The organism is Amycolatopsis echigonensis, assembly GCF_002846615.1.
Lineage (GTDB): Bacteria > Actinomycetota > Actinomycetes > Mycobacteriales > Pseudonocardiaceae > Amycolatopsis > Amycolatopsis echigonensis.
This window is the reverse complement of the sequence record NZ_PJMY01000003.1, coordinates 6969640-6992842: the sequence shown is the minus strand read 5'-3', so window position 1 is coordinate 6992842 and position 23203 is coordinate 6969640. Positions and strand designations below refer to the sequence as shown.

Sequence of the window (23203 nt, the reverse complement as noted above, 5' to 3'; positions counted from 1 at the left end):
ACGTCCGTGAAGGGCTCCTTGCGGGAATCTGGTTCCCGCAAGGAGCCCTTCACGGACCGGACCGCGGTTATCCGCCCGGCATGGTTTCGCCGCCCAAAACGGCCAGCACCTCGCCGCTGTAATAGGACGACAACCGGTTCGACGCGAGGAACACATACGACGGCGCGAGATCGTCCGGATGCGCCGCCCGCTGGAACGGAGCCTGCAAGCCGAACTTCTCCACCTTCTCCGGCGGGAACGTCGACGGAATCAGCGGTGTCCACACCGGACCCGGCGCGACGCAGTTCACCCGGATCCCGCGGTCGGCCAGCGCCTGCGCCATCGCGTACGTCCAGGCGTGGATCGCGCCCTTCGTCGCCGAGTAGTCGATGAGGCTTTTGTTGCCGCGCAAGCCGTTCACCGAACCGGTGTTGATGATCACGTCGCCGTCGCCGAGATGCGGCAGCGCGGCGGAGGTCACCCGGAAGTAGCTGTGCAGATTCACGTCGAACGTGTGCATCCACTGCTCTTCGGTCAAGTCCTCGGGACGGTCGACCGGCCATTGCGTCGCCGCGTTGTTGACCAGGATGTCCAGTCCGTCCAATTCGGACACCGTGCTGTCGACGATCTCCCGGCAGTGGCTCGCGTCGGCGAGATCACCGGGCAGCAGCAGGCATTCCCGGCCCTCGGCGCGCACCCGGTCCGCGGTGTACTCGGCGTCCTCGTCCTCGTTGAGATAGGAGATCGCGACGTCCGCGCCTTCTTTCGCGAAGGCGATCGCCACGGCGCGGCCGATCCCGGAGTCGCCGCCGGTGATCAGCGCGCGCTGTCCGGCGAGCAGGCCGCGGCCCTCGTAGTCGGTCATCGAATCGCGCGGCCGCGGATCCATCTCCGCCGTGGTGCCCGGCGGGTCCTGCTGCTGCGGCGGTCGGATGCGGTCTGCCACGGGAGTCCTCCCCGGAAAGTCGGTTCTGTTCCTTTCCGGCTACCCGTTGCGTCGCGGTTCAATCGCGGGAAAAGCCGCGCAACCGTCCCCCTGCGACAGTTGCGCGGCCCCTCGCCCCCTGGCCCGCTCTGCGGATGCCCGGCGGTTACCCGGGTCCGCGGCCGGCAAACCGGGGGACGATCAGTAGTCGTGCGAAAGCGCCTCCACCAGCACTCCGGTGTCCGGATTGGGCAGGGCGCGGGCGACGTCCGCCTGTGCGACGACGCCGACCAGGTCGTGGCCGTCGATCACCGGCAGCCGGCGCACCCGGTGCTGCGACATGGTCTGCAGGATCTCGGCGACGTCGTCGTCCGCGCCGATCGTCACCGCTTCCCCCTGCGCGAGCTCGCCGGCGTGCACCGCGCGCGGGTCCTTGCCCTCGGCGATCACCTTTACCACGATGTCGCGGTCGGTCAGCATGCCCTTGAGCCGGTTGTCCTCGCCGCACACCGGCAGCGCGCCCAGTTGCTCGGCCGCCATCCTCTGCGCGGCGTCGTGCACGGTCTCCGACTCGCGCACGCACACCGCGTTCGGCGTCATCAAGTCGCGGGCAGTGGTCATGAGATCGTCTCCCTTCCTCCGGTCACTCTCCGGCTACCCACGTTCGCGGCCGTTACGCCTGCCGAGCTGTTTCTCCTTCGCCGGCCCGGGTAACCGGAGGCTCGTGGAAGGAGCCGACATGCCAGAACCGTTCCCGCCCGACCCGGTCCGCGCGGAGGGCCCGCCGCTGGTCACCGCAGGCCGGTCGGGCGCGCCCCGGCTGGTCGTGCTCGACCCGGCCGGCGCGGCCAAGCACGAAGGCCTGCCCGCCACCTGGCGGCCGCTCGCCGAGAACCACGAAATCCTCTGGTGCCGGATCCCGGTCGAGGGCGCGTGGCGCGAAACCGCCGAAACCCTTGCCTCGCCGGAGCGCAGCGACCTCGTCACGAGCGGCCCGCTCGCCGCCGACGCGCTGCAGCTGGCCGCCGAGCATCCGGCGTCGGTGCGATCCGTCCTTCTCGTAGACCCGGCCGCCGAGGGCTTGCTCAGCCCCGGCGACGCCGCCGTCGCCGACGAAGCCTGGCTGGTCCGGCACGACGCCGAGATCGCCGCGCTGCGCGACTCCGGGGTCGAAGTCCAGGTGCTCGCCCACAGTTCCGACGATCCGCACGACCAGGTCCCGAGCCCGCTGCCGCTGGGCCACGACTGGGTCGTCGACGCGCTCCGCGAGGCCCTCGCCGAGCTGGAATCCGCGGGGCGCTGACCGGTTTCGCCGCGCGCGGGCCGGGTACGCCCCGAAAAGGAAGGGAGGAAGCCGTGCTGGAGGAAATGAACCGGACGCCCGCGCACGAGAAGTCCACCGCGGACCTCGCGGCCGATCTGACCACGTCCATCAAACGCCTGCTCCAAGACGAATTCCGCTTGGCGATGGCCGAACTCCAGACGAAGGGGAAGCGCTTCGGCATCGGGGCCGGGCTCGTCGGATTCGCCGGCGTGCTGGCCCTTCTCGGCGGCGCGACCCTGATCGCCGCGGCTGTGCTCGCCTTGGCGCTCGTCGTGCCTGGCTGGCTGTCGGCGCTGATCGTCGGAGGGGCGCTGCTAGTGGTCGCGGGGCTCGCCGCGCTGATCGGCGGCAAGGAGGCGAGCAGCGCCGCGCCGCCGGTGCCGGAGGAATCCGTGGAAAGGGTGCGCGAGGACGTCGAGACGATGAAGCAGGTGCGGTCATGACCGAACGCAAGGTCGAAGAGGCCCGGGCGGACCGGGACGTCACCCGGGAGGAACTGGCCGAAACGCTGGACGCGCTGGGACAGAAGCTGGACGTCCGCACGCGAGCCGGCGAGAAGGTCGACGCGACGATCGACCGGGCGGCCGAACAGGTCGAGAAGACCGTCTCGGCCCCGGCGGCGGAGAAGGTCCGCGCGGGGGCGGAGGCGGTCCGGAACAACCCGCTTCCGCTGTTCGCGGCGGTGTTCGGCGGCGTAGTCGTGCTCCGCTTCCTGCTCCGCCGCCGGCACGCGCACCGGAAGCAGGGGGGCGCATGCTGACCGATCGGGAACAGCGTGCGCTGAAAGAAATCGAACGCGGTTTGTCCGCCACGGATCCGCGGCTCAGCGCGAAACTGGCCCGCGGATCCGGGCGTCGGCGCCGTCGCCGCTCCGCGCTGGAGATCCTGTCGACGATCACCAGCGTGGTGCTGATCGCCACCGGAGCGTTCGACACGCGGCCGGGCATGATCGTGGCCGGGGTCGTCGGGCTCGCGGTGCTCGGGCGGGCCGTTCGCGGTGCGGCATTGGCAAGCCGGATCCTCGCGATGATCCGCGTTCGCTCGATCCGCTAGGTCCGCAAGATCCGCTAGATCACTGTCAGGAAACCGTCAACGACCGCTCCTCCGGAGGGTCCTGCGGGCCAGCCTGAGCGGGTGACCGCAATTCTGTCCCGCCCGGAAACGCCGCGAGCCGCCGACCGGCACCGGCTTTCCGTCGTCGGCGGCCTCGCCGCGCTGTCCCTCGACGCGATGGCGTCGGTCGCCTACGGACCCGAGGCGATCGTGCTCGTCCTGGCCGTCGCCGGTGGAGCGGGGCTCGGCTTCACGCTGCCTGTCACGGTCGCGATCGCCGTCCTGCTCGCCGTGCTGACCCTGTCGTATCGGCAGGTCATCGCCGCGTTCCCGGACGGCGGCGGGGCCTACGGCGTCAGCCGCGCCCATCTCGGCCGCCGAGCGTCGCTCGTCGCCGCGGCGGCGCTCATCGTCGACTACGTGCTGAATGTCGCGGTGTCAGTCGCCGCCGGGGTCGCGGCCCTGACCTCGGCGTTTCCCTCGTTGCTGCCCGGCAAGCTGTGGCTCTGCCTCGGCGTGCTCGCGCTCATCACCGGCGTCAACCTCCGCGGCATCGCCGAAAGCGCGCGGATGTTCGTCGTGCCGACGGCGGTGTTCGTCGGATCGATCCTCACCGTCGTCGTGGTCGGCCTCTTCCGTGCCGCTCCGGCCGCAGCTGTCTCGACCGGATCAGCCGCAAACCTCCAGACGGTCGGAATCCTGTTGTTGCTCAAAGCTTTCGCGAACGGCTGTGCCGCGCTGACCGGCGTCGAAGCGATCGCCAACGCCGTCCCCTCGTTCCGCGCACCGCGCGTGCGCCGGGCGCAGCGAGCGGAGGTCGCGCTCGGCGGGCTGCTCGCGGTGATGCTGCTCGGGATCGCCGCGCTGATCGGGAAGTTCTCGATCCGCCCCGCCGACGGAGCGACCGTGCTCTCACAGGTGACCGCCGCGTCGCTCGGGAACGGCTTCGGTTACTACGTGGTGCAATTCTCCACCGTGGTCCTGCTGGCGCTGGCCGCGAACACGTCCTTCGGCGGGCTTCCGGTGCTGGCCCAATTGCTCGCGAAACACCACAATCTCCCGCACGTTTTCGCCCTGCCCGCCGAACGCCAGGTGTACCGCTACGGCGTCGGTTTCCTCGCTCTCGCTTCGGCTTTGCTGCTGATCCTCGCGAACGGCGACATGAACACTTTGGTGCCCCTGTTCGCGATCGGCGTGTTCGTCGGGTTCACGTTGTCGCAAACCGGAATGGTGCGGCATTGGTTCCGCACGCGCCCGCGCGGCTGGCGCGGAAAGGCCGCGCTCAACGGTTTCGGCGCACTTCTCACCGGGCTCGCCGCGATCGTGGTCACCACGACGAAGTTCGGCGAAGGCGGCTGGCTGATCGTCGTCGCGCTGCCGGTGCTCGTGCTGCTGATGGAATCGGTCCACCGCACCTACCGCCGCATCGGCGAACGTCTCGAACTCGGGCGCATCCCGCCCCCGCCGAGGCCGAACCGGTCGCTGGTCGTCGTCCCGGTCCACACGGTGTCGCGGCTGACCCGCGACGCGCTCGCCGCCGCCCTCTCGCTCGGCGACCACGTCGAGGCCGTCCACGTGACGCACCCCGAGGAGGAAGCGTCAGCGCGCGAGTTCGTGGAAGCGTGGGAACGATGGCTCCCGGACGTCACGCTGGTCCAGCTGCACGACGAACGCCGCCGTCTCGGCGAGCCGATCGTGGAACACCTCCGCCGCCACGACGGGTGCCATGTCTTCGTTCTCGTCGCCGAGGTCGAGCCGGAGCACGTCTGGCAGCGCGTCCTGCAGAACCGCCGCGGCGCGGTGCTGGCCCGGGCGCTGCGCCGCCGTTCCGACGCCGTGGTCTGCCGGATGCGCTTCCGGATCGGGGCTTAGCGAAGCCCCTTTCGTCCCGTTTCCCCGAATGCCCGGTTTTCCAGGGCAGCCGCCCGAGCTGCCCGCTAGTACTTTCGGCCGATGTCCGCAGGGCGAAAACCCGCCGAAAGGCGTGGGCCATCCCGGGGTTCTTTCCCTCGTCGCGGTTTCCGCGCCCAAGATCGTCTTAGTACTCCAGCTGTAGTTCGTGATCTTGCTGGAGGGGTCGTGTGAGACGGGTGCGGCCGCCACGTGATCATGGTGTTTGTGAGGACAACTCAAGATCATGTGGCGGCCGCGGCTGCCAGCGTAGACCCTGCGCGATGGCAGTCGTTGCTGGGTGAGATGTTCGTGCGGATCGGGCGGCGGTTCGTGCGGGTGGAGTCGCGTCGGCGGGCCGGGCGGTTCGTGCAGGGTCTGTTGTCCGGGCTGGCGCGGGTGAACTGCTGGACCATTGCTGAGCAGGTCGGAGACCGGACCCCGGACGGGATGCAGAACCTGCTCTCGCGCGCGACATGGGACGCGGACGGGGTCCGCGACGACCTGCGCGAGGTCGTGGTCGAGCACCTGGGTGTCGAGGACGCGATGCTGGTCATCGACGAGACCGGTGACCTGAAGAAGGGCGTCGAGTCGGTCGGGGTGCAGCGGCAATACACCGGCACCGCGGGACGGATCGAGAACTCGCAGATGTCGGTGTTCCTGGTGTATTCCACCCCGGCCGGGCACACGTTCATCGACCGCGAGCTCTACCTGCCCGAAAGCTGGGCAGAGGACCAGGCCCGGCGGGACCGGGCCGGAGTGCCCGCGCAGACCCTGTTCACCACGAAATCCCGGCTGGCCTTGGCGATGATCGCTCGTGCGCTGGAGGCGGGAGTCCGGGTGGGGTGGGTGACCGGGGACGAGGCCTACGGCAAAGACGCCGCCGGCCTGCGCGATCCGCTCGAGGCCCGCGAACAGGCCTATGTGCTGGCCGTGGCCTGCGACCACCGCGTTCCCGGTCCGGGCGAGGAGAGCGTGCGGGCCGACGAGCGCGCCGCCGCGCTGCCGAAGCGGGCCTGGCAGAAGCTCTCCGCCGGGGCCGGCGCGAAAGGCCGCCGTTACTACCTGTGGGCCCGGCTGCGGCTGCATCCGGCAGGCAAGACCGGATACCACTGGATCTTGATGCGCCGTAACCGGCGGACCGGGGAAACGGCGTTCTACCGCTGCTACAGCCCCCGCCGGGTCGCGCTGGCCGACCTCGCGCGCGTCGCCGGGCGGCGCTGGACGATCGAGGAGACCTTCCAGACCGGCAAAGAACTCACCGGCCTCGACGAACACCAGGTCCGCACTTGGACCTCCTGGTACCGCTGGACCACCCTGGTCATGTTCGCGCACGCCTTCCTCGCCATCGCCGCGGCTCAGGCTCGCAGCACACCGTCGGCCGAGGACCTGATCCCGTTGACACGCAACGAGATCAGGCACCTCTACGCCCAGCTCATCCTGCAACCAGCACGCAAGATCATCGACATCCTGGCCTGGTCCGCCTGGCGCCGACGACACCAACACCGCTCCCGCCAAAGCCACTACCAGCAGCGACACCAACAACCAGCACCCGATCACGAACTACAGCTGGAGTATTAGGGTTGCGAGTACTTGGTGATCTTGAAACCGGAATGAGGGGCCCATGCGAAAACGGACCAGGATTCTCGGCAGAACGCTCGCCGCGGCGGGCACCCTCGCGGCGCTGACGATGGCCACGGCCGTCCCGGCGACCGCGGCGCCGCAGGCCGGGCCGACGTCGGTCGAGCAGGACATCGCGCAGCTGTACCAGGACGTCGAAGACCTCTACAACGGCCTGCCCGCGAACGCGCTGCGAGGCGTCGACCCGCTGTTCGACTCGCCGGTCAAGCGGCCGGGCCAGCAGGCGCACGCCGCGCAGGGCCCGATCCCGGGCTGCACCGAGGGATCGCTGCTGACGTATGCGAACAAGCTCGCGTCCGCGCTGAGCCCGACCGAGAACAAGGCGCTCAGCGCGCTGAGCGCGATCGGCCAGCTCTACGCCCAGGCCGTCGCCAGCGACAAAACCCCGCAAGTCTTCGGCACCGACGGCCAGTACACGCCGCGCGCCGGCGCGACGATCGACAAGCTGCGCGGTTTCTGGGACATCGAGAGCTGGAACATCCAGCTGGTCGCGTGGAAGGGCACCGACCTCGGCAGCCAGGAACGCACGACGCAGACGTTCAAACTCGGCCTCGACCCGAAGCGGGCGGCCGAGGCGGGCGCGCTCGCGACCAAGGTGCTCTACGAGGTCCCGGCGCTGCAGGGCGGCCGGAACCCGCTGCTGACCCTGAACGCGTTCTCCGCCCCGGCCGACAGCCTCGGCGGCAAGCGCGTCATGCTCGGCGACGGACTGCTCGATGTCGTCAACCACCTGGGCTTCGACGACGTGTCGGTGGAAGCGGTCGTCGGCCACGAGTACGGGCACCAGGTCGACTTCGCGCACGACAACTACCCGCGCAACGAATCCGCCGAGATGGGCCCGGACGCCTACGGCGGCTACTTCGTCGCGCACGCCAAGGGCGAGGCGTGGAACGCCCGCACCCAGCAGGAGGTCACCTACCTCGACGCCTCCATCGGCGACTGCTACCACAGCCACGGCACCCCCGACCAGCGCAAGGCCGCCGGCGCGTGGGGCGAGAAGCAGGCCGTGAACCAGAACAACCCGAACCGGATCATCCCGTCCGCGAAGATGATCGAGCGGTTCCAGAAGGAATACCCGAAGCTGATGCCGCCCGCGACGGCGGCGCTGGCCGCGGCGCACTGAACTGTGCCTGAACGGGCCCCGTCTCCGCTGCTCGGCGAGGCGGGGCTCGTTCGCGCGCTCGGATGGCGACGGCGTCCAGCGGGTCCAGGCCACCTCGAAATACCGGTCCTGGCGCGGAGTTTCGCGCTCGATCAGGAGATCGCCGCCGAAGCCAGCCCCTGAGACTGACCGCAGCCCGCTAGGCGGGCCGGAGCGCCTTCACGGCGACGCCGCCGCCCCTGCCCGAGGCGATGAACCCGCCTACTGGCCGGGCAAAAACCTTCTGCCGCAACGTACTCCGCCCGACCACGCCCGCAGGACGACCGCAACGGCAGAATCGCCCGTCGAGCGCGCCAGGATCACTCCGCGTCGAGCACCGACCGCAACGTCCGCAGCAACGGACCGGCCTCCGCACCGAACATCTCCGTGTCCACCCGCTCCACCGCGGTCACCGCCCGCCCGGCCAGGTCGCGGCCCTTTTCGGTCAGCCGCACCAGTTTCGCGCGCGTGTCGCCCGCGTCGACCGTCCGCGTCACCAGCCCGGCCGCCTCCAGCCGGGCGATCACCTGGGACGTCATCTTGATGTCGGTGCCCGCCTGCGCCGCCAGTTCCTGCTGCCGCGGCGGCGTTCCGTGCGTTTCGAGCCACCAGCAGCACGCGAGCAGCACGAACTGGACGTGCGTGAGGCCCAGCGGTTCGAGCGTCTGCCGGATCCGCCGCTGCCACGCCAAAGTGACGTGCCACAGCAGGAAACCCGGACTGTCCCCCGGACCCGCGAACCGCGTCATCGCGCGGACCGCTCCGCACTGGCCAGCAAATCGCTCATCGCGACCGGAAAGTCCTCGCTGATCCGCGGCCCCAGTTCCGGCCCCGCCTCCCCCTCGATTTCGAGCCGGTGCGTGACGCGCGTGCCGCCGCCGGAAAGCGGGGCAAGCGTGTGCCGGAACCGCAGCACCACCTCGCCGAACCGCGTTTCGTCCTCGTAGACCTCGTTCTCGGTCAGCTCCGTGATGCGCGAACGGAACGTGTCCTGCCCCCGCGGCGTGACCGACAACTCGGTCCCCTTCTCGAACGGCCCGTGCAACTCGAACCGGTCGCTGCGCTCGCTCAACGGCGTGCCGCTGTGCAGGGCGCGCAACGCCGCCCACACCGCCTCCGGGCTCGCCGCGGTGTCGGCGCTGTAGTCAGTGGTCCACATGATCGTTCCTCCCAGTTAGTCTGCGCAGAGACTATCTGCGCGGAGACTAACTGGCAAGAGCCGAACGCCACGGTCAGGCGGACTCGAACCGGAGCACCGCCGCGTCGTACTGGGCGCGCGCGAACCGGAACGGCCCGAACCCGCGGTAATCCCGCGCCGGGCGATGCGGCTGCCCGAACGAATCCCAGACGATCTCGTCCTCGGTCACGGTGATGCGCGCCAGCAGCGGCCAGCAGCCCCAGGACCCGCACGCGCAGGCGAGCACCGGAGTCTTGCGTTCCCCCGCGTCGACACCGTGGAAGTGCTCGGTCATCGTGCCGCTGAAGCAACCCGGGGCGAGACCGCCGTAAGCGCCACCGGCCGGGTTATGCCCGCACCTCACGCAGGGGTTTCGTCCGCCTCCCGGCGCTCGGCCAGGATCTCCCTCACCCGCTCACCGGGCAGCGCGCTCCGCAGCGCCAGCGCCATCACCACCGCGGTCAGCACCAACGACGCGACCGCTCCCAGCGAAAAGTCCAGGACACCCAGGTTTCCGGCGTGCTTGGACGCCTCCGGATACGTGCCCAGGTAGCTGATGACCGCGAGCCCGGCGAACCACACCAGCACCCACCAGCCGTGCCGGAAGTCCAGCTTCGGCGATTTCTTCGCGAAGGCCTGGTGCAGCGCGAGCAGGACGTAGCCGAAGACGATCACCACGAACAGTTTCCAGTTGGTGTCCCAGCCGGTCCAGTAGATGATCAGGTTGGTGGAGAACAAAGCCAGGAACGCGACCGCCCACGTGAAACCGCGCCCGAGCCGGAACGGGCGGGTGTGGCGCGGCAGCTGGCTGCGCATCGCCAGCAGCACCAGCGGCCCGGACCCGAACGACAGCACGGTGCTGTTCGTGACGAACGAAACCAGCTTGTTCCAGCCGGGGAACGGCAGGAAGAAGAAGCAGCCGACGACGAACGCCAGGATCAGGCTCACCCACGGGACGCCCGCGGAGTTCACCTTCGCGAGCCCGGACGGCGCGTTTCCGTTGCGCCCCATGGCATACGAGATGCGCGCGGTGACGCCGGTGTAGATCAACCCGGTGTCGCCGGGCGAGATGATCGCGTCGGCGTACAGCAGCGTCGCCAGCCAGCCGATGCCGAGCACGCTCGAGATCGCGGCGAGCGGGCCGAACGTGGCCAGGACGTCGCTGCCCGCGGTGAAGTTCGCGCCGACGTGCTCCCAGCCCTGTTTGCCGATCGCGTCGGACGGGGCCGCGCCGATGAACGCGAGCTGCAGCAGCACGTACAGGATCCCGGTGAGCACGACCGAACCGATGAGCGTCAGCGGCACGTTGCGTTTCGGATTGGCCGTCTCCCCCGCCAGCTCGACGCCTTGCCGGAAACCGAAGAACGAGAACGCGATGCCGGCGCTCGCGACGGCGGAGAAGATCCCGTGCGTGCCGTACGGAGCGAACCCGCCGTAGTCCGTGAAATGCCCGGTATTGAACGCGGTCACCAGGAACACGACGATCACCAGCGCGATGATGGCGAGTTTCCACCACACGAGCACGTTGTTGATCCGGGAGAACCAGCGCACGCCGAAGAAATTCACCAGCACGAAGACCGCCAGCAGCAGCACCGAGATCCCGGTGCCCGCCGGCGTGAGCACGGCGTTGCGGTCGGCGTCGAGTTTTTCCAGCCAGGGCAGGTAATTCGTGGCGTACTGGACGACCGCGAGGACCTCGATCGGCGACACCGCGGCCGCCGCGATCCAGGTGACCCAGCCCATCGAAAAGCTCGCGAACGACCCGAACGAGTAGTGCGGGAACCGCGCGACGCCGCCCGAATGCGGGAACATCGTGCCCAATTCGGCGTACGTCATCCCGATCAGCACGAACATGACCGCGCCGATCCCCCACGACACGATCGCCGCGGGCCCGGCGAGCTCCGCCGCGTTGAGCGCGCCGAAGAGCCATCCGGACCCGATGATCGACCCCACCGCGGTGAACAGCAGCCCGATCGGGCCGAAGTGCTTCTTGAGCCGTTTGTCGTCGCCCGCGACGACGGCCGGGAAGGGCTGTTCGGTCGTTCCGGCTTCGCTCATGTCACGGCCTCCTGCCGGGTCGGCGGTCCGCTTCCACTGTCCCTCCGCGACGGCGCGCGCAGAATAAGCGGACATAGGATTGTTACCTTGTGCACCATTCGACGCCGGGTCGGGATCCTGCTCGGATTGCCGTTGCCGCACAACGGTATTCGCGAACTATGTCCGACATCGCCGGTTTGCCGCGCCGGACTACCAGGTCGCGCGGAGGATCCCCGTCACGTCCGCCGCCGAGACCTCGCGCGGGGTGTTCGCCAGCACCCCGTCCGCCAGCGTGTCGGCCACCAGATCCGGCAGATCTCCTTCGCCGATCCCGAATTCGCGCAACCGTCCGGACAGCTCGACCTCCGCGACCAGGCGTTCGACCGCCGCGATCGCCGCGTCCGCGTTGTGCGCGGCCGATTCCCGGCCGTCGGCGACCCCCAGCGGCTCCGCCAGGCGCGCCAAGCGGTCTTCCCGCACCGCACGGTTGAACCGCAGGCATTCGGTGAGCACCAAGGCCAACGCCAGGCCGTGCGGCAGGTCGAACCGGCCGCCCAGCGAGTGCCCGATGCCGTGCACCAGGCCGAGCCCGGTCGTCCGCATCGCCAGGCCGGCGGTGTGCGCGGCGAGCATCAGGTTTGCCCGTGCCTCCAGATCTCCGCCGGACGAAACCGCGCGGCGCAGGTTGCCCGCGACCAAACGGACGGCTTGCAGGTCCAGACCATCGGCCCAGGGATTCGGCCGGGCGGAAAGGAAAGACTCCACCGCGTGGGTCAGGCAGTCGATTCCGGCGGCTGCCGTCGCGCTCGGCGGCAGGCTCAGCGTGAGCGCGGGATCGAGAAGTGCGTACCGGGCAAGGCAAGTCGGCCCGCCGAGGTAGCATTTGCGCTGCTGCCGGGGGTCGGTGATGACGCCGAGGTCGTTGCACTCCGACCCGGTGCCGGAAGTCGTCGGGATCGCGACGATCGGCAACGCGGGCACCAGATCCGCCGACGCTTCGGTGCTCCAGCTCAATTCCGCGGCCGGGCGGTCGTTGACGGCGGCCAGCGCGATCGCCTTCGCGGCGTCCAAAGCGGACCCGCCGCCCAGCGAAATCACCGCTTGCGCTTCGGCGGCGCGCACGAAGGCGCCGCCCGCGTCGACGTCGTCGGTCGTGGGATTCGGGTGCACCTCGGAGAAAACTTCGACCGCCAACCCGTCTTGCCGCAACAGCTGGACCGCCCGCTCCGGCAACGGGGTCGCGGCCAGACCGCGGTCGCTGACCAGAACGGCCTTCCGCGCGCCGGTCGTCCGGACCAACCGCGGCAGCTGTTCGACGGCGCCGGCGGCGAAGGTGGCGGCCGGGTACGGGCCGATGTCGATGGCCGGGATCTGAGTCTCTGTCATGGCTTCCTCCCGAACCGTTCCTCGTCGACCGCGATGCCCAGCCCTGGCGCGGACGGCACGTGCAGCAGGCCGTCCGCGTCGATGTCCAGCGGGGCGGCAAGCAGGAAATCGCGGCGTTCCGGCGTCCACACCGGCGGGTCGTAAGGGAATTCGAGGTACGGTCCCCCGCCGACGCCCGCGGTCACGTGCAGGTTCGCGAGCAGGCCGAGGCCATTGGACCAGGTGTGCGGCGTGAAGAGCCGGTTGCGCGCCAGCACCAGCTCGGCGAGCGTGCGGGCGCGCAGCATTCCGGCGGCGAGCGCGACGTCGGGCTGGTAGACGTCGAGGGCGTCGGAGCCGACCAGGTCCAGCAGCTCGCCGAAGGTCCGGACCATTTCTCCCCCGGCGACGCGGATCCCGGTGTCCCGCACCGCGCGCAGACCGGGCCGGTCGTCCAGCGGCAGCGGTTCCTCGAGCCAGAACACGTCCAGTTCGCGCAGCGCCGCCGCGAATCGGCGGACCGCCGCCGGGTCGAGCGAAGGCCGCACGTCGCCGGGCATCCGCCACGCCTGGTTCAGGTCGGCCATCAGCGTCATCTCCGGTCCGACCGCTTCCCGGACCGCCCGCATGGTGCGGATTCCCCCGGCGAAATCGTCCGCGGCCAGCCGGATCTTCGCCGCCGGGAAGCCCTGGTCGCGGATCCCGGCCATCACCTCGGCCCGCTGCTCGGCGGGCAGGATCCGGCCGGTCGACGCGTACGCCGGGATCGCGTCCGCCGCGCCGCCGAACAGCGTCGCGACCGGAACGCCGAGGACCTTCCCGATGACGTCCCACAACGCGATCTCCAACGGCCAGTACCGCCCGGCGTGGAACGCGATGGTCTCCAGCGCCCGGACGTGCCGGCTGATCGCCATCGGATCCTGCCCGAGGAACAGCTCCGCGTACGGCTCGAACCCGGCCATCGTGTCGCCGGAGCCGTAGCCGACCACGCCCTCGTCGGTCACGACCTTGACCACCGTCGCGTCGAAGCGGGTGCGCGGAACCGGATCCCAGGCGGCGTCGAACGGCGGATCGAGCGGCAGCGTCCCGGGCAGCAGCTGGATGTCGGCGATCTTCACTCTCCGGACGGTAACCGCGGATTGACTGCTGCCCAATCGTTGTTGCACAGTCCTCAACATGGCGAACCAGCGCACCTACGGTTCGGGGCTGGTCCGCGACGTCGACCTGCTCGAAGTCCTCGCACTGCCGGAAGCGCGCGACGGACTCGGCGTGTCCCGCATAGCCGAACTGTCCGGCAGGGACAAGGCACAGGTCTCGCGGGCCCTCGCGACGCTCGCCGACGCCGGTCTGGTGTCGCGCGACGAACACACCCGCGCGTACCGGCCGGGCTGGCGGCTGTTCGCCTTGGCCACGCACGCCACCGAAACGCATCTCGCGCACCTGGCCGCGCCATTTCTGCGGACGATCGTGGCGCGGTTGAACGAAACCACGCATCTGTGCGTTCTGCGCGCCGGCCAGGTGTTCACCCTCCGAAGCGAACTCGCGTCCCATGCTTTTCGCGGACTCGGCTGGGAAGGCGTCGGCGTCGACCCGTTCACGACCTCACCCGGACGGGTGTTATTGAGCGAATGGGACGAGGAAACCGTCGGGCAATGGTGGCGGACCTTCGCCGGCGGCGCCGCGCACCCGCTCCCCGACCTGCCCGGCTCGACTCAGGAACCCCCGCCGCTCACCCTCGACCGGCTGGCCGGGAAGCTGGCGGGGATCCGGAAACGCGGCTACGAAACCGTGGACGAGGAGTTCGAGCCGGGACTGGTCGGGGTGTCCGCGCCGGTGTACGGCTTCCGGGGCGACATTGTCGCAGCGGTCAACGTGTCCGCGCCGAAATCGCGTCTCGGCGGACGGCTGCCCGCGGCGGGCCGGTTCACCCGCACCGTCGCCGACCGGATTTCCGCCGCGCTCGGCGCACCGGGATGAACCGCCGCCTCCCGTTCATTTATGCTTCGCCAAACCGTCGTTTGCCCGGCAGGTGGTCGCCATGTACGAAATCCCGCCCACTGCGGCCATGCAACGCTGGTCGGTCTCGGTCGACGGGACGCGCGCGATCTTCGCCTGCGCGCCGTGGCTCGAAGACCACACCGCCGACCGGGTGCTGCCGCGCCTGTGGCCGGGCCGCGGCCTGGGCGTCAGCGACACCGACGCCGCCGGGTTCGCCGCCGCGATCGCCGAGACGATGAAGGCGCCGAGCTACTGGATCGCCAGCCACGCCGCGGCCCGCGCCTGGCAGGACCAGCCGTGGTCCCCCGCCCGCCGCGACCACGACGACGGGTTCGTGTACTTCGCCGGACCGTGCGGGGAATCCGGCACCGCGGTGGGCTACCGCCCGGCCTATCACCTGCCGCTCGCTTTGCGCGACCTGCGCGGGTTGCGGATCCGGCTGGCGGCGTACCTGCGCGGGGCGCGGATTCCGGGCTGAGCCTCCCGCTCGCATCGCTCAGCGGAGATACGGCGCCAGCATCGCCCCGGTCAGCCGGCGCGCGGTCGCCGCCGCGTGGTCGGCATCGCCCTCCACCAGGCCGAGCAGCGGATCCAGCCCCTCGACGTGCGGGGCCAGCGCCAGATGCGGCAAGACCAGCAGCAGCAACGACAACACGATCTCGACGTCGGTGTCCGCACGCAGCTGCCCCGCCGCCACCGCCCGTTCGACCAGCGGCCGCAGCACCGCGAGGTAATGACTGTTGACCGCCTCGCGCACCGGCGTGCGCGCGGTCGGATCGGGTTCGAGGTTGGCCGCGGCGGTCATCGCGCGTTCGAGCGGATGGTCGTAGAAATACCGCACCCACGCGTCGAGCAGCTCGTCGAGCGCACCCGCGAAATCCTCGTCCCACGGGAGCTTCGCGATCTCGGCCTCCATGGCCGTGCGGATCCGCACGCTCGCCAGCTCGGCGAGGTGGACGTACATGTCGGCCTTGTCGGTGAAGTACTGGAAAAGGCTCCCCTTCGACACCCCGGCCTCACGGCAGATCGTGTTGAGGCTGCCGCCGCTGAAACCGCGCGCCGCGAACTCCGCCTCGGCCGCCGCCAGCACCGCCGCCCGCCGTTTCTCCGGCAGCCGCTCCCACGTTCCCGTCGGCACCGCCGACCTCCTCGTCTTGACTCTCCCCTGGCCTCGATCGTACTCTATGACCACCGGTCATATGACCACCGGTCACAAGGAGGAGAGCGCATGTCCGCGAACAGCTTCCGGGTCTGCGTCGTCGGCGCGGGCTCGTCCGGGATCGCCGCCGTCAAGGTGCTCGCCGAGCGCGGCATCGAGGTGGACTGCTGCGAACTGTCCGACCGGGTCGGCGGGAACTGGGTGTGGGGCAACCGCAACGGGGTCTCCGCCGCGTACCGGTCCCTGCACATCAACACCTCGCGGCAGCGGATGGAGTTCAGCGACTTCCCGATGCCGGAGAACCTGCCCGACTTCGCCCGGCACGACCAGATCGCCGACTACTTCGCCGCGTACGTGGGCCACTTCGGCTTCGGCGACCGCATCCGGTTCGGCACCGGCGTCGCACACGTCGAGCCGGAGCCGGACGGCAGTTTCTCCGTGACGCTGTCCACCGGGGACACCGAGCGGTACGACGCGGTGCTCGTCGCGAACGGCCACCATTGGGATCCGCGGATGCCGGAGCCGATGTTCCCCGGCGCCGAAGGATTCCGCGGCGAGATCATGCACTCGCATTCCTACACCGAAGAAGAGCAGCTGGCCGGACGGCGCGTCGTGGTGGTCGGCATGGGCAATTCCGCGATGGACATCGCCGTGGACGCCTCGTATCACGCCGCGGCGACGTATCTTTCCGCGCGGCGCGGGGTGCACGTGATCCCGAAATACGTGTGGGGCAAGCCGTACGACCAGATCGCGGGCAAGGAATGGCTCCCCTCGGCGCTGCGCTGGCCGGTCGCGCGCAAGCTGATGGCGGCGGCGACCGGGCCGATGACCCGGTACGGACTTCCCGAACCGGACCACAAGTTCGCGCAGGCGCATCCGACGATGTCCAGCCGGATCCTCGACCGGCTCGCGCACGGGGCGATCACGCCGGTGCCGAACATCGAGCGGTTCGACGGCGACGAGGTCGTGTTCACCGACGGCCGGCGGGTCGCCGCGGACCTGGTGGTGTTCTGCACCGGGTACAAGATCAGCTTCCCGTTCTTCGACCGGGATTTCCTCGATCCCTCCGGCGACAACGAGATCCGCCTGTACCGGCGCGTTTTCCACCCCGGCGTGCCCGGGTTGTACTTCGTCGGGCTGGTGCAGCCGCTCGGCGCGATCATGCCGATCGCGGAACGCCAGGCGTTGCTGATCGCCGACCATCTGCAGGGCCGCTACCACCTGCCCGGCGCGGCCGAGATGGAGCGCGAAATCGACCGGCACCGGCGACGGATCTCGCGGCGGTACGTCGCTTCCAAACGGCACACCATCCAGGTTGACTACGACGACTACATGCGCGACCTTCGGCTCGAACGCCGGCGCGGGGCGCGTCGTCCGGCGGGCCGCACCCCCGCTGACCGCCCGGTCGCCAGCGCCGCTGCCCGAGAGGAGATCCGCGCGTGAACGTGTCCTTCCCGGTCGAGGATCAGCAGTGCGCGGCAACGCTTTACCTGCCCGTGAACGAGAACCCGCCGGTGATCGTGATGGCGCACGGTCTCGGTGCGGTCCGCGAGATGGGACTCGCCGCGTACGCCGAACGCTTCGCCGCTGCCGGTTATGCGTGTCTCGTGTTCGATTACCGGCATTTCGGCGACAGCGAAGGCACTCCGCGTCACCTGCTGTCGCCGCGGAAACAACTCGCCGATTGGACCGCCGCGATCGCGTACGCTCGCACGCTTCCCCAGGTCGACGGCGACCGGGTGATTGCTTGGGGTACCTCCTTCGGCGGCGGGCACGTGCTCAGCACCGCCGCGAGCCGTCCGGCCGGGCTCGTCGCGGCCATCGCGCAATGCCCGTTCACCGACGGCATCGCGTCCGCGCTGGCGATGCACCCGGCCAGCTCGGTCAAGGCGACCGTCGCCGCCGCCCGGGACGTCGTCGGGCACTGGCTCGGTCGGCCGCCGCACCTGATCGCCACCGCCGGTCCTCCGCGAGGCACCGCGTTGATGACCGCGCCCGACGCCGAGCCGGGGTACCTTGCGCTGGTGCCGCCGGGCAGCGATTTCCGCAACGAGGTCGCGGCTCGGGTGGTGTTCGACATTCTCCGGTACCGGCCGGGGCGCGGGACAGGACGGATCGAGGTGCCGACGTTGTTCGCGGTGTGCGAGAAGGATTCCGTCGCTCCTTCCGGACCGACGCTGCGGTACGCCGCCCGCGCGCCGCGCGGGGAGGTTCGGACTTATCCGGACGGGCATTTCGCGATCTACCAAGGCGATCCGTTCGAACGAGTGGTCGCGGACCAGGTTGACTTCCTCCGTCGGCACGTTCCGGTGGCCGCGGCATGACCGGCCGGATCGTGGTGTTCGGGGCGACCGGTTACACCGGCGGCCTGGTCCTGGAGTCGCTGGTGCGGCGCGGAGTGCGGCCGGTCCTGGCCGGGCGCAACCGGGCCGCGCTGGAGGTTCTCGCGTCGGACCACGGCGACCTCGAAATCGCGGTCGCGGATGTCAACGACCCGGCGAGTCTTCGCTCGCTGGCCGGGCCCGGGGACGTGCTGATCGCCACCGTCGGCCCGTTCGACCGGATCGGGCACGCGGCCGCGCAGGCCGCCGCCGAGGCCGGGGCGCACTACCTTGATTCGACGGGCGAAGTCGGCTTCGTCCGGACTGTGCGGGAGCGGCACCATGAACGAGCAGTCGAAACCGGCGCGGCGATGGTTCCGGCTTTCGGTTACGACTACGTTCCGGGAATCCTCGCCGGGGCGCTGGCCGCCCAGGAAGCGGGCGAGGGCGTGCGCTCGCTGGAGATCGGGTATTTCGCGACCGGACCGTTTTACCGCGGGTTGAGCCAGGGCACCCGGACGACCATGCGGGACGGATTGACCCTGCCGTCGCTGCGGTGGCGAGGCCGGCGGCTGGTCGAGGAACGGACCGGGAGCCGGGTGCGTGCTTTTCCGGTTCGCGGACGGTCCAAGTCGGCTTTTCTGGTTTCCGGGACCGAAGTGCTTTTCCTGCCCCGGAACTTTCCGTCGCTCGACGAGGTGACTGTCTACAATGGATGGTTTCCGGCGCTGAGCCGGGCGATGCCTGCGATTTCCGCACTGGCCACGGTCGCGGGGCCGCTGGTGCGTGCGGTGAGCGGGCCGATGACGGGTCCGCCCGGCGGGCCGGACGCGGCGGCACGGGCGAAAACCGGCGCGCAGGTCGTCGCGGTCGCCGATTCCCGGGTGGAGGTGCGGTTGGAGGGCCCCAACGCGTACACGCTCACCGGGGAATTGCTGGCCTGGGCCGCGCTCCGGTTGAGCACCGAAGGACCGTCGAAGCCGGGGGTGGTGGGGCCGGTCGACGCGTTCGGTCTGGAGCCGCTTCGGGACGGATGCGCGGAACTCGGCCTGGTGCGGCAGAAACCCTGAGCCAGCCGCCGAAAGCCGGAAAGGGCTCCCCGAAGGAATCCGATTCCCTCAAGGAGCCCTTCCCGGACCCACCCCCGGCCTACTCCGACCGCAACGTGTCCAACCTCGTCACCTGGCGCAGCAGCGGCAACGTCAACGCCGTCACCAGCAGCACCGCGGCGACCGCGGCCCCGGCCAGTCCGGCCAGGACCCCGCCGTCCACCATCATCGGCATTTTCGCCAGCCGCAGGATCGGCGCGGTCAAGCCCAGCCCGGCCCCGACCGCCAGCACCACCCCGACGACCACCGGCACCGCGGTCTGCCACAGGGATCCCCTGGCCAGCACCCCGATCGGCACGCCCGCCGCGGACAGCGCCGCGAGCGGACGCCGTCGTTCGCTGATCTGCTCGATCGACAGCATCAGCAGGCTCATCGCGGCCACCGCCAGCACGAAGAGCGACGCGGTGAGCAGCACGGCACGGAAGCTCGCCAGCATCCGGTCGTCGCGGCCGGCGTAGTCGGCCATATAGTCCGTCTTGCTGACTTCCGCCTTCCACGCCAGCGGCCGCACCGCGGTCGCGACCCGGTCGATCAAAGCGTCCACGCTGCCGGTGCCTTCCACGAACAGCAGCGTGCGCTCCGTCGGCGGCTTGACGCCGCCGAGTGCGCTGGGCGTGACCAGCAGGCTGCTGGCCGCCGCCTTCGAGGTGTTGCCCGACGGCACGACCCGGACATTGTCCGGGACTGTCCACTTCGGACCCTGGACCGTCCTGCCGTTCTGGTAGCCGGTCAGCTGGTACTCGCCCTTCGGAGCGGCCTGCGACGACGCGCCCGCCACGTAGAACACGTCCCCGTCAGCGCAGTCGCCGATATTCGCCTGCGTCTTCAGCGCCACGCAGTCCCCAACGGTGCCGTAGACCTCCCGTTCGCCCGCCTGGAGCTGCAGGGATTGGCCGCTGTGCACGCCGGTCACCCCGGCCACTCCGGCCAGCCGCTCGCGGACTTCCGCCTCGTGCGCACTCGTCGTGTCCACCCGCACCGGCGCGGCCGCGACGCCCAGCGGCGTCTCGTACGACCGGGAGGTGCGGTCGGTCATCGACGTGAGCACGCCCTGGATCAGGATCGTCCCGGCCAGCACAACGACCAGCCCGGACACCACCCGGCTGGCGGTGCCGCTGTCGAGCTGCAGCCGGCGCACCGCGAGCTGCCACGACGGCGGACCGCCCCGTAGCCGTTCGACGATCCGTTCCACCAGCCACGGCAGCAGCGCCGCGACGCCCATCAGCAGGAACACGCTGCCCACCGCGAGCGCCAGCGCCGCGGCCTGGTCCCCCGACCCCGGCGAGACGACGAGCGTCCCGAGCAGGAACACGGCACCGACGCCGGTGATCGTCCAGCGCCACCACATCCGCCGCCGCACCGGTTTGCCCTGCCGGACCACCCCGAGCGGTTCGACGATCGTGCGGCGCAGGCCGAACAGCGCCGAGCCGACCGCGAGACCGGGCACGAGCAGCACGATCACCAGCAAGGACACCCACGATGGCGTGAAGTCGTCCGCGAACACGCGGAGGCCGAACGGGAGCCAGTCCCCGATGAACGGCCGCAGCGCGGAGAACAGCGCACCGCCCGCCACGAGCCCGATCACGGCGCCGACCAGCGATTCCGCCGCCGCGACCCGTTTGATCTGCCGGGCGTCCACCCCGATCAGCCGCAGCGCGGCGAGCCGCCGTTCCCGTTGCGCCGCGCCCATTCGCGACGCGGTGGTCACGAAGATCAGCAGCGGCAGCAGCAGCACCGCGGCGATCGGCGCGACGACCATCCACATCACCGCCGACAGCGCGAACCCTTCGGGCGGCTTGCCGTAGGAGTAAACGCTGCTGGCGTTCTCCCCTTCGGCCTTGATCTCCGTGGCGGTCGACCCGTAGTACGCCGTCAGGTCGGCGGCGTCGGCGACGCCCGGTTCGGCGATCTGGCCGACCACGGTCCCCGGCAGCCGTGCCTTGAGCGACGCGCCCTCGGACGAGTTCAGCTTCTCCGCCAACGCGGGCGACACCATCACCTCGCCCGGCGCGGGCAGCCGGGAAAGCCCCGGCGGCACCGGCGAGTTCGGCCCGGTCGGCGCGACCGCGGTCAGCTGGACGTAGTCCGCGCCGACCGACGGGTACCAGCGATAGGTCGCGAGCGGCGCGATCCCCTCCCGCACCGTCGTGTCCTGCTTGATCGCCGCCGCCCGGTCCGCCCGCGCGTTCACCAGGTGGCTCACCGAGGCGGCGGGCAGGAGCACGGCGACCGCGAGCGCGATCCCGAACGCGGTCATCGCGAGCCGCAGGAGCGCCGAACCGGACATCCGGCCGCCCCCGACGGCCAGCCGGAGTCCCAGCAGCAGATCCCGCGTCATGCGACCAGCTCCCGGTCGACCGTGCGCCCGTCCCGGACCACGATCTCGCGGTCGGAGTACGCCGCGACCCGCGGTTCGTGGGTCACCAGCACCACCGCGGCGTGCGTTTCCCGCGCCGCCTGGGTGAGCATCTGCATGACCTTCTCGCCGTTGAGCGAGTCGAGCGCGCCGGTCGGCTCGTCGGCGAAGACGACCTTCGGCCCGGTCACGAGCGCCCGCGCCACCGCGACCCGCTGCGCCTGCCCGCCGGAGACGTCGCCCGGGCGGCGCTTCGCCAGGTTGTCGACCTCCAGCCGGGCGAGCCATTCCCTCGCCTTGCCCTCGGCGGGCCCCCGCTTAGCCCCGGTCAGCCGCAGCGGAAGCGCGACGTTCTCCAGGCAGGTCAGCTCGGGCACGAGCTGGCCGAACTGGAACACGAAGCCGAATTCGGTGCGCCGCAACGCACTCCGGCCCTTGTCGTCCATCACGACCAGGTCGCGCCCGCCGTAGTGGATCGAGCCCGAATCCGGCCGGACGATCCCGGCGAGACAGTGCAAGAGCGTCGATTTCCCCGACCCCGACGCGCCCATGATCGCGAGCACTTCCCCCGCCGAGACGGCCAGCGCCGCCCCGTCGAGCGCCCGCGTCTGGCCGAACGATTTGTGCAGCCCGCTGCCCGCGAGCAACGGAGTTCCCGGCCTGGTCATCAGCGCACCGCCTTCTCGAGTTCGCCGAGCCGGGCGGCGGTGAGCTCCAGCCACCGCAGATCCGCCTCGAGGTGGAAGAGCGCGTGGTCGCAGATCAGCTGATCGGCGAGGTCGCCCTCGTACTTCCGTTTCGTGAGCGAACGCATCACCTTGAGATGCTCGCCGCGCTGGACGTCGAGCACGTCGGTGGCGTCGCGCCCGGACAGCAGCGCGAGGACCACCTTCGTGTACAGCGTGTTCTGCAGATACGGCTCCGGGTTTTCCGGAGTGCTCAGCCACTTCTCGACGTCGGTGATCCCGGCGTCGGTGATCGTGTAGCGCTTCCGCTCCGGCCCTTCGCCGCTCTCGACCCCCGCGACCTCGACCATGCCGTTGCGCAGCAGACGCGACAGCGTCGAGTAGACCTGGCCGTACGCGAGCGGGCGGTCCTGCCCGAACTGCTCGTCGTACGCCCGTTTCAGGTCGTACCCGTGCCTCGGACCCGACTCGAGCAACCCGAGCAAGGTATGTGAAACCGACATTCCCCTGTTCCTCCCTTGACCCCGGAAACCCGGGGGTGAAGATCACTATACAGCAGAGGTATACGCGCCGTGTATACCTCTGCAGAATAGTGCGTTTTCGCAGTTCAGAGCGTTTTTTCGAGGCCATCGGTCCGCAATCACCTTCGCGCGGTGCGGCTCCCGGCCGTTGTCTCTCCTCGATCGGACTACTCCCAGGTTTCACGCCCGGCGGGATGAGGTATCGCTGCAGGCGACGCTATCCGCCAGAGGAGGAACCATGCACGCACAGCGCGGAGACTGGCTGGTCGTGAAGGGAAACCAGGTGGACGTGCCGGAGCACCGGGGCCGCATCGTGGCCGTGGGTTCGCCCGAGGGCGACCCTCCGTTCACCGTCCGCTGGGAGGGCGCGGACCACGAGTCGACGGTCTTCCCGGGCCCGGACGCGATCGTGCTGACCGACGCGGAGCTGGCCGCCCAGGACAAGCACGCCCAGGAACGGGTCGAGGGCCTGGGCGCGCTTCAGCACCATCTCTCGACTGACGCGTAACCGTCCGTGAGGG

25 protein-coding genes are annotated in these 23203 nt (G+C 70.1%); 13 read left to right on the top strand and 12 right to left on the bottom strand.

All coding sequences use genetic code 11. The features are described from left to right. Window positions 1–67: 67 nt before the first annotated feature. Complete coding sequence (locus tag ATK30_RS38045; RefSeq protein ID WP_244194847.1) at window positions 68–925, bottom strand: SDR family oxidoreductase; 858 nt, start codon at window positions 923–925, stop codon at window positions 68–70. Window positions 926–1105: 180 nt separating this feature from the next. Next, the gene (locus ATK30_RS38040; protein ID WP_101439556.1) at window positions 1106–1525 is read right to left on the bottom strand and encodes a CBS domain-containing protein; all 420 of its coding nucleotides are present in this window, start codon (window positions 1523–1525) and stop codon (window positions 1106–1108) included. 118 nt (window positions 1526–1643) lie between these two features. Here ATK30_RS38040 and ATK30_RS38035 point away from each other — a divergent pair, with 118 nt between their 5' ends. The 7 genes from ATK30_RS38035 (at window position 1644) to ATK30_RS38005 (ending at window position 7935) form a co-directional block, all read left to right on the top strand. After that, window positions 1644–2207, top strand: coding sequence for a hypothetical protein (locus tag ATK30_RS38035; protein WP_101439555.1), 564 nt, complete (start codon window positions 1644–1646; stop codon window positions 2205–2207). A 53-nt stretch (window positions 2208–2260) separates the two neighbouring features. Beyond that, window positions 2261–2671, top strand: coding sequence for a phage holin family protein (locus tag ATK30_RS38030; RefSeq protein ID WP_167442072.1), 411 nt, complete (start codon window positions 2261–2263; stop codon window positions 2669–2671). Further along, window positions 2668–2988: a DUF3618 domain-containing protein gene (locus tag ATK30_RS38025; protein ID WP_101439554.1), complete on the top strand. Its 321-nt coding sequence runs from the start codon at window positions 2668–2670 to the stop codon at window positions 2986–2988. Before ATK30_RS38030 ends, ATK30_RS38025 begins: the two co-directional genes overlap by 4 nt. Continuing rightward, entirely contained in the window at window positions 2982–3281 is a 300-nt protein-coding gene (locus tag ATK30_RS38020) for a DUF3040 domain-containing protein (protein WP_101439553.1), read from the top strand. Before ATK30_RS38025 ends, ATK30_RS38020 begins: the two co-directional genes overlap by 7 nt. A gap of 81 nt (window positions 3282–3362) precedes the next feature. Continuing rightward, a complete protein-coding gene (locus tag ATK30_RS38015) occupies window positions 3363–5153 on the top strand; it encodes an APC family permease (protein WP_101439552.1) in 1791 nt (596 codons plus the stop codon). 324 nt (window positions 5154–5477) lie between these two features. Next, window positions 5478–6752, top strand: coding sequence for an IS701 family transposase (locus tag ATK30_RS38010; protein ID WP_101433821.1), 1275 nt, complete (start codon window positions 5478–5480; stop codon window positions 6750–6752). A gap of 43 nt (window positions 6753–6795) precedes the next feature. Further along, window positions 6796–7935 (top strand): hypothetical protein, encoded by a 1140-nt coding sequence (locus ATK30_RS38005; protein WP_101439551.1) that lies wholly within the window; start codon window positions 6796–6798, stop codon window positions 7933–7935. A 338-nt stretch (window positions 7936–8273) separates the two neighbouring features. Here the strand turns inward: ATK30_RS38005 and ATK30_RS38000 are convergent, their stop codons facing one another. The 6 genes from ATK30_RS38000 to ATK30_RS37975 all read right to left on the bottom strand — a co-directional run bounded on the left by ATK30_RS38000 (window position 8274) and on the right by ATK30_RS37975 (window position 13650). Beyond that, window positions 8274–8702 carry a MarR family winged helix-turn-helix transcriptional regulator gene (locus tag ATK30_RS38000; RefSeq protein WP_101439550.1) on the bottom strand — a complete coding sequence of 143 codons (429 nt, stop codon included), beginning with the start codon at window positions 8700–8702 and terminating at the stop codon, window positions 8274–8276. Further along, window positions 8699–9112 carry an SRPBCC family protein gene (locus tag ATK30_RS37995; RefSeq protein ID WP_101439549.1) on the bottom strand — a complete coding sequence of 138 codons (414 nt, stop codon included), beginning with the start codon at window positions 9110–9112 and terminating at the stop codon, window positions 8699–8701. The genes ATK30_RS38000 and ATK30_RS37995 overlap by 4 nt, the downstream gene beginning before the upstream one ends. Before the next feature lie 73 nt (window positions 9113–9185). Further along, window positions 9186–9425 (bottom strand): hypothetical protein, encoded by a 240-nt coding sequence (locus tag ATK30_RS37990; RefSeq protein ID WP_101439548.1) that lies wholly within the window; start codon window positions 9423–9425, stop codon window positions 9186–9188. Between the two features lie 65 nt (window positions 9426–9490). Then, entirely contained in the window at window positions 9491–11188 is a 1698-nt protein-coding gene (locus ATK30_RS37985; RefSeq protein ID WP_101439547.1) for an APC family permease, read from the bottom strand. 189 nt (window positions 11189–11377) lie between these two features. Further along, window positions 11378–12553, bottom strand: a complete 1176-nt coding sequence (locus ATK30_RS37980) for an iron-containing alcohol dehydrogenase family protein (RefSeq protein ID WP_101439546.1) — start codon at window positions 12551–12553, stop codon at window positions 11378–11380. Continuing rightward, window positions 12550–13650, bottom strand: coding sequence for a mandelate racemase/muconate lactonizing enzyme family protein (locus tag ATK30_RS37975; RefSeq protein ID WP_101439545.1), 1101 nt, complete (start codon window positions 13648–13650; stop codon window positions 12550–12552). The genes ATK30_RS37980 and ATK30_RS37975 overlap by 4 nt, the downstream gene beginning before the upstream one ends. Before the next feature lie 58 nt (window positions 13651–13708). Here ATK30_RS37975 and ATK30_RS37970 point away from each other — a divergent pair, with 58 nt between their 5' ends. Together ATK30_RS37970 and ATK30_RS37965 are read left to right on the top strand one after the other, a co-directional pair. Continuing rightward, window positions 13709–14509 (top strand): IclR family transcriptional regulator, encoded by an 801-nt coding sequence (locus ATK30_RS37970; RefSeq protein ID WP_101439544.1) that lies wholly within the window; start codon window positions 13709–13711, stop codon window positions 14507–14509. Between the two features lie 61 nt (window positions 14510–14570). Continuing rightward, window positions 14571–15008, top strand: a complete 438-nt coding sequence (locus ATK30_RS37965) for a hypothetical protein (protein ID WP_208637526.1) — start codon at window positions 14571–14573, stop codon at window positions 15006–15008. Window positions 15009–15026: 18 nt separating this feature from the next. On the opposite strand, the gene ATK30_RS37960 is transcribed toward ATK30_RS37965, so the two are convergent. Then, entirely contained in the window at window positions 15027–15668 is a 642-nt protein-coding gene (locus ATK30_RS37960; RefSeq protein WP_101439542.1) for a TetR/AcrR family transcriptional regulator, read from the bottom strand. 90 nt (window positions 15669–15758) lie between these two features. Between ATK30_RS37960 and ATK30_RS37955 the strand changes: the two genes are divergently transcribed. The 3 genes from ATK30_RS37955 to ATK30_RS37945 are packed head-to-tail and all read left to right on the top strand — an operon-like array spanning window position 15759 to window position 19080. Continuing rightward, complete coding sequence (locus tag ATK30_RS37955) at window positions 15759–17132, top strand: flavin-containing monooxygenase (protein WP_101439541.1); 1374 nt, start codon at window positions 15759–15761, stop codon at window positions 17130–17132. Then, window positions 17129–18013, top strand: a complete 885-nt coding sequence (locus ATK30_RS37950; protein ID WP_101439540.1) for an alpha/beta hydrolase — start codon at window positions 17129–17131, stop codon at window positions 18011–18013. The genes ATK30_RS37955 and ATK30_RS37950 overlap by 4 nt, the downstream gene beginning before the upstream one ends. Then, on the top strand, window positions 18010–19080 hold the full coding sequence (locus ATK30_RS37945; protein WP_101439539.1) for a saccharopine dehydrogenase family protein: 1071 nt from the start codon (window positions 18010–18012) through the stop codon (window positions 19078–19080). The genes ATK30_RS37950 and ATK30_RS37945 overlap by 4 nt, the downstream gene beginning before the upstream one ends. Window positions 19081–19159: 79 nt before the next feature. On the opposite strand, the gene ATK30_RS37940 is transcribed toward ATK30_RS37945, so the two are convergent. The 3 genes from ATK30_RS37940 to ATK30_RS37930 are packed head-to-tail and all read right to left on the bottom strand — an operon-like array spanning window position 19160 to window position 22664. Further along, complete coding sequence (locus ATK30_RS37940; protein ID WP_101439538.1) at window positions 19160–21457, bottom strand: FtsX-like permease family protein; 2298 nt, start codon at window positions 21455–21457, stop codon at window positions 19160–19162. After that, entirely contained in the window at window positions 21454–22143 is a 690-nt protein-coding gene (locus ATK30_RS37935; RefSeq protein ID WP_101439537.1) for an ABC transporter ATP-binding protein, read from the bottom strand. The genes ATK30_RS37940 and ATK30_RS37935 overlap by 4 nt, the downstream gene beginning before the upstream one ends. After that, window positions 22143–22664 carry a PadR family transcriptional regulator gene (locus tag ATK30_RS37930; RefSeq protein WP_101439536.1) on the bottom strand — a complete coding sequence of 174 codons (522 nt, stop codon included), beginning with the start codon at window positions 22662–22664 and terminating at the stop codon, window positions 22143–22145. Before ATK30_RS37930 ends, ATK30_RS37935 begins: the two co-directional genes overlap by 1 nt. Before the next feature lie 256 nt (window positions 22665–22920). On the opposite strand from ATK30_RS37930, the gene ATK30_RS37925 reads away from it, so the two are divergent. After that, entirely contained in the window at window positions 22921–23190 is a 270-nt protein-coding gene (locus ATK30_RS37925) for a DUF1918 domain-containing protein (protein ID WP_101439535.1), read from the top strand. Window positions 23191–23203: the final 13 nt, after the last annotated feature.

What these genes read in the sequence shown, in the direction of transcription:
- ATK30_RS37955 (WP_101439541.1), top strand. Translation starts at nt 15,759, where the DNA reads ATGTCCGCGAACAGCTTCCGGGTCTGCGTCGTCGGCGCGGGCTCGTCC.
- ATK30_RS38020 (WP_101439553.1), top strand. Translation starts at nt 2,982, where the DNA reads ATGCTGACCGATCGGGAACAGCGTGCGCTGAAAGAAATCGAACGCGGT.
- ATK30_RS37940 (WP_101439538.1), bottom strand. Translation starts at nt 21,457, where the DNA reads ATGACGCGGGATCTGCTGCTGGGACTCCGGCTGGCCGTCGGGGGCGGC.
- ATK30_RS37985 (WP_101439547.1), bottom strand. Translation starts at nt 11,188, where the DNA reads ATGAGCGAAGCCGGAACGACCGAACAGCCCTTCCCGGCCGTCGTCGCG.
- ATK30_RS37930 (WP_101439536.1), bottom strand. Translation starts at nt 22,664, where the DNA reads ATGTCGGTTTCACATACCTTGCTCGGGTTGCTCGAGTCGGGTCCGAGG.
- ATK30_RS38040 (WP_101439556.1), bottom strand. Translation starts at nt 1,525, where the DNA reads ATGACCACTGCCCGCGACTTGATGACGCCGAACGCGGTGTGCGTGCGC.
- ATK30_RS37990 (WP_101439548.1), bottom strand. Translation starts at nt 9,425, where the DNA reads ATGACCGAGCACTTCCACGGTGTCGACGCGGGGGAACGCAAGACTCCG.
- ATK30_RS38000 (WP_101439550.1), bottom strand. Translation starts at nt 8,702, where the DNA reads ATGACGCGGTTCGCGGGTCCGGGGGACAGTCCGGGTTTCCTGCTGTGG.
- ATK30_RS38035 (WP_101439555.1), top strand. Translation starts at nt 1,644, where the DNA reads ATGCCAGAACCGTTCCCGCCCGACCCGGTCCGCGCGGAGGGCCCGCCG.
- ATK30_RS38025 (WP_101439554.1), top strand. Translation starts at nt 2,668, where the DNA reads ATGACCGAACGCAAGGTCGAAGAGGCCCGGGCGGACCGGGACGTCACC.
- ATK30_RS37935 (WP_101439537.1), bottom strand. Translation starts at nt 22,143, where the DNA reads ATGACCAGGCCGGGAACTCCGTTGCTCGCGGGCAGCGGGCTGCACAAA.
- ATK30_RS37965 (WP_208637526.1), top strand. Translation starts at nt 14,571, where the DNA reads ATGTACGAAATCCCGCCCACTGCGGCCATGCAACGCTGGTCGGTCTCG.
- ATK30_RS37945 (WP_101439539.1), top strand. Translation starts at nt 18,010, where the DNA reads ATGACCGGCCGGATCGTGGTGTTCGGGGCGACCGGTTACACCGGCGGC.
- ATK30_RS38005 (WP_101439551.1), top strand. Translation starts at nt 6,796, where the DNA reads ATGCGAAAACGGACCAGGATTCTCGGCAGAACGCTCGCCGCGGCGGGC.
- ATK30_RS37980 (WP_101439546.1), bottom strand. Translation starts at nt 12,553, where the DNA reads ATGACAGAGACTCAGATCCCGGCCATCGACATCGGCCCGTACCCGGCC.
- ATK30_RS37970 (WP_101439544.1), top strand. Translation starts at nt 13,709, where the DNA reads ATGGCGAACCAGCGCACCTACGGTTCGGGGCTGGTCCGCGACGTCGAC.
- ATK30_RS37925 (WP_101439535.1), top strand. Translation starts at nt 22,921, where the DNA reads ATGCACGCACAGCGCGGAGACTGGCTGGTCGTGAAGGGAAACCAGGTG.
- ATK30_RS38010 (WP_101433821.1), top strand. Translation starts at nt 5,478, where the DNA reads ATGTTCGTGCGGATCGGGCGGCGGTTCGTGCGGGTGGAGTCGCGTCGG.
- ATK30_RS37995 (WP_101439549.1), bottom strand. Translation starts at nt 9,112, where the DNA reads ATGTGGACCACTGACTACAGCGCCGACACCGCGGCGAGCCCGGAGGCG.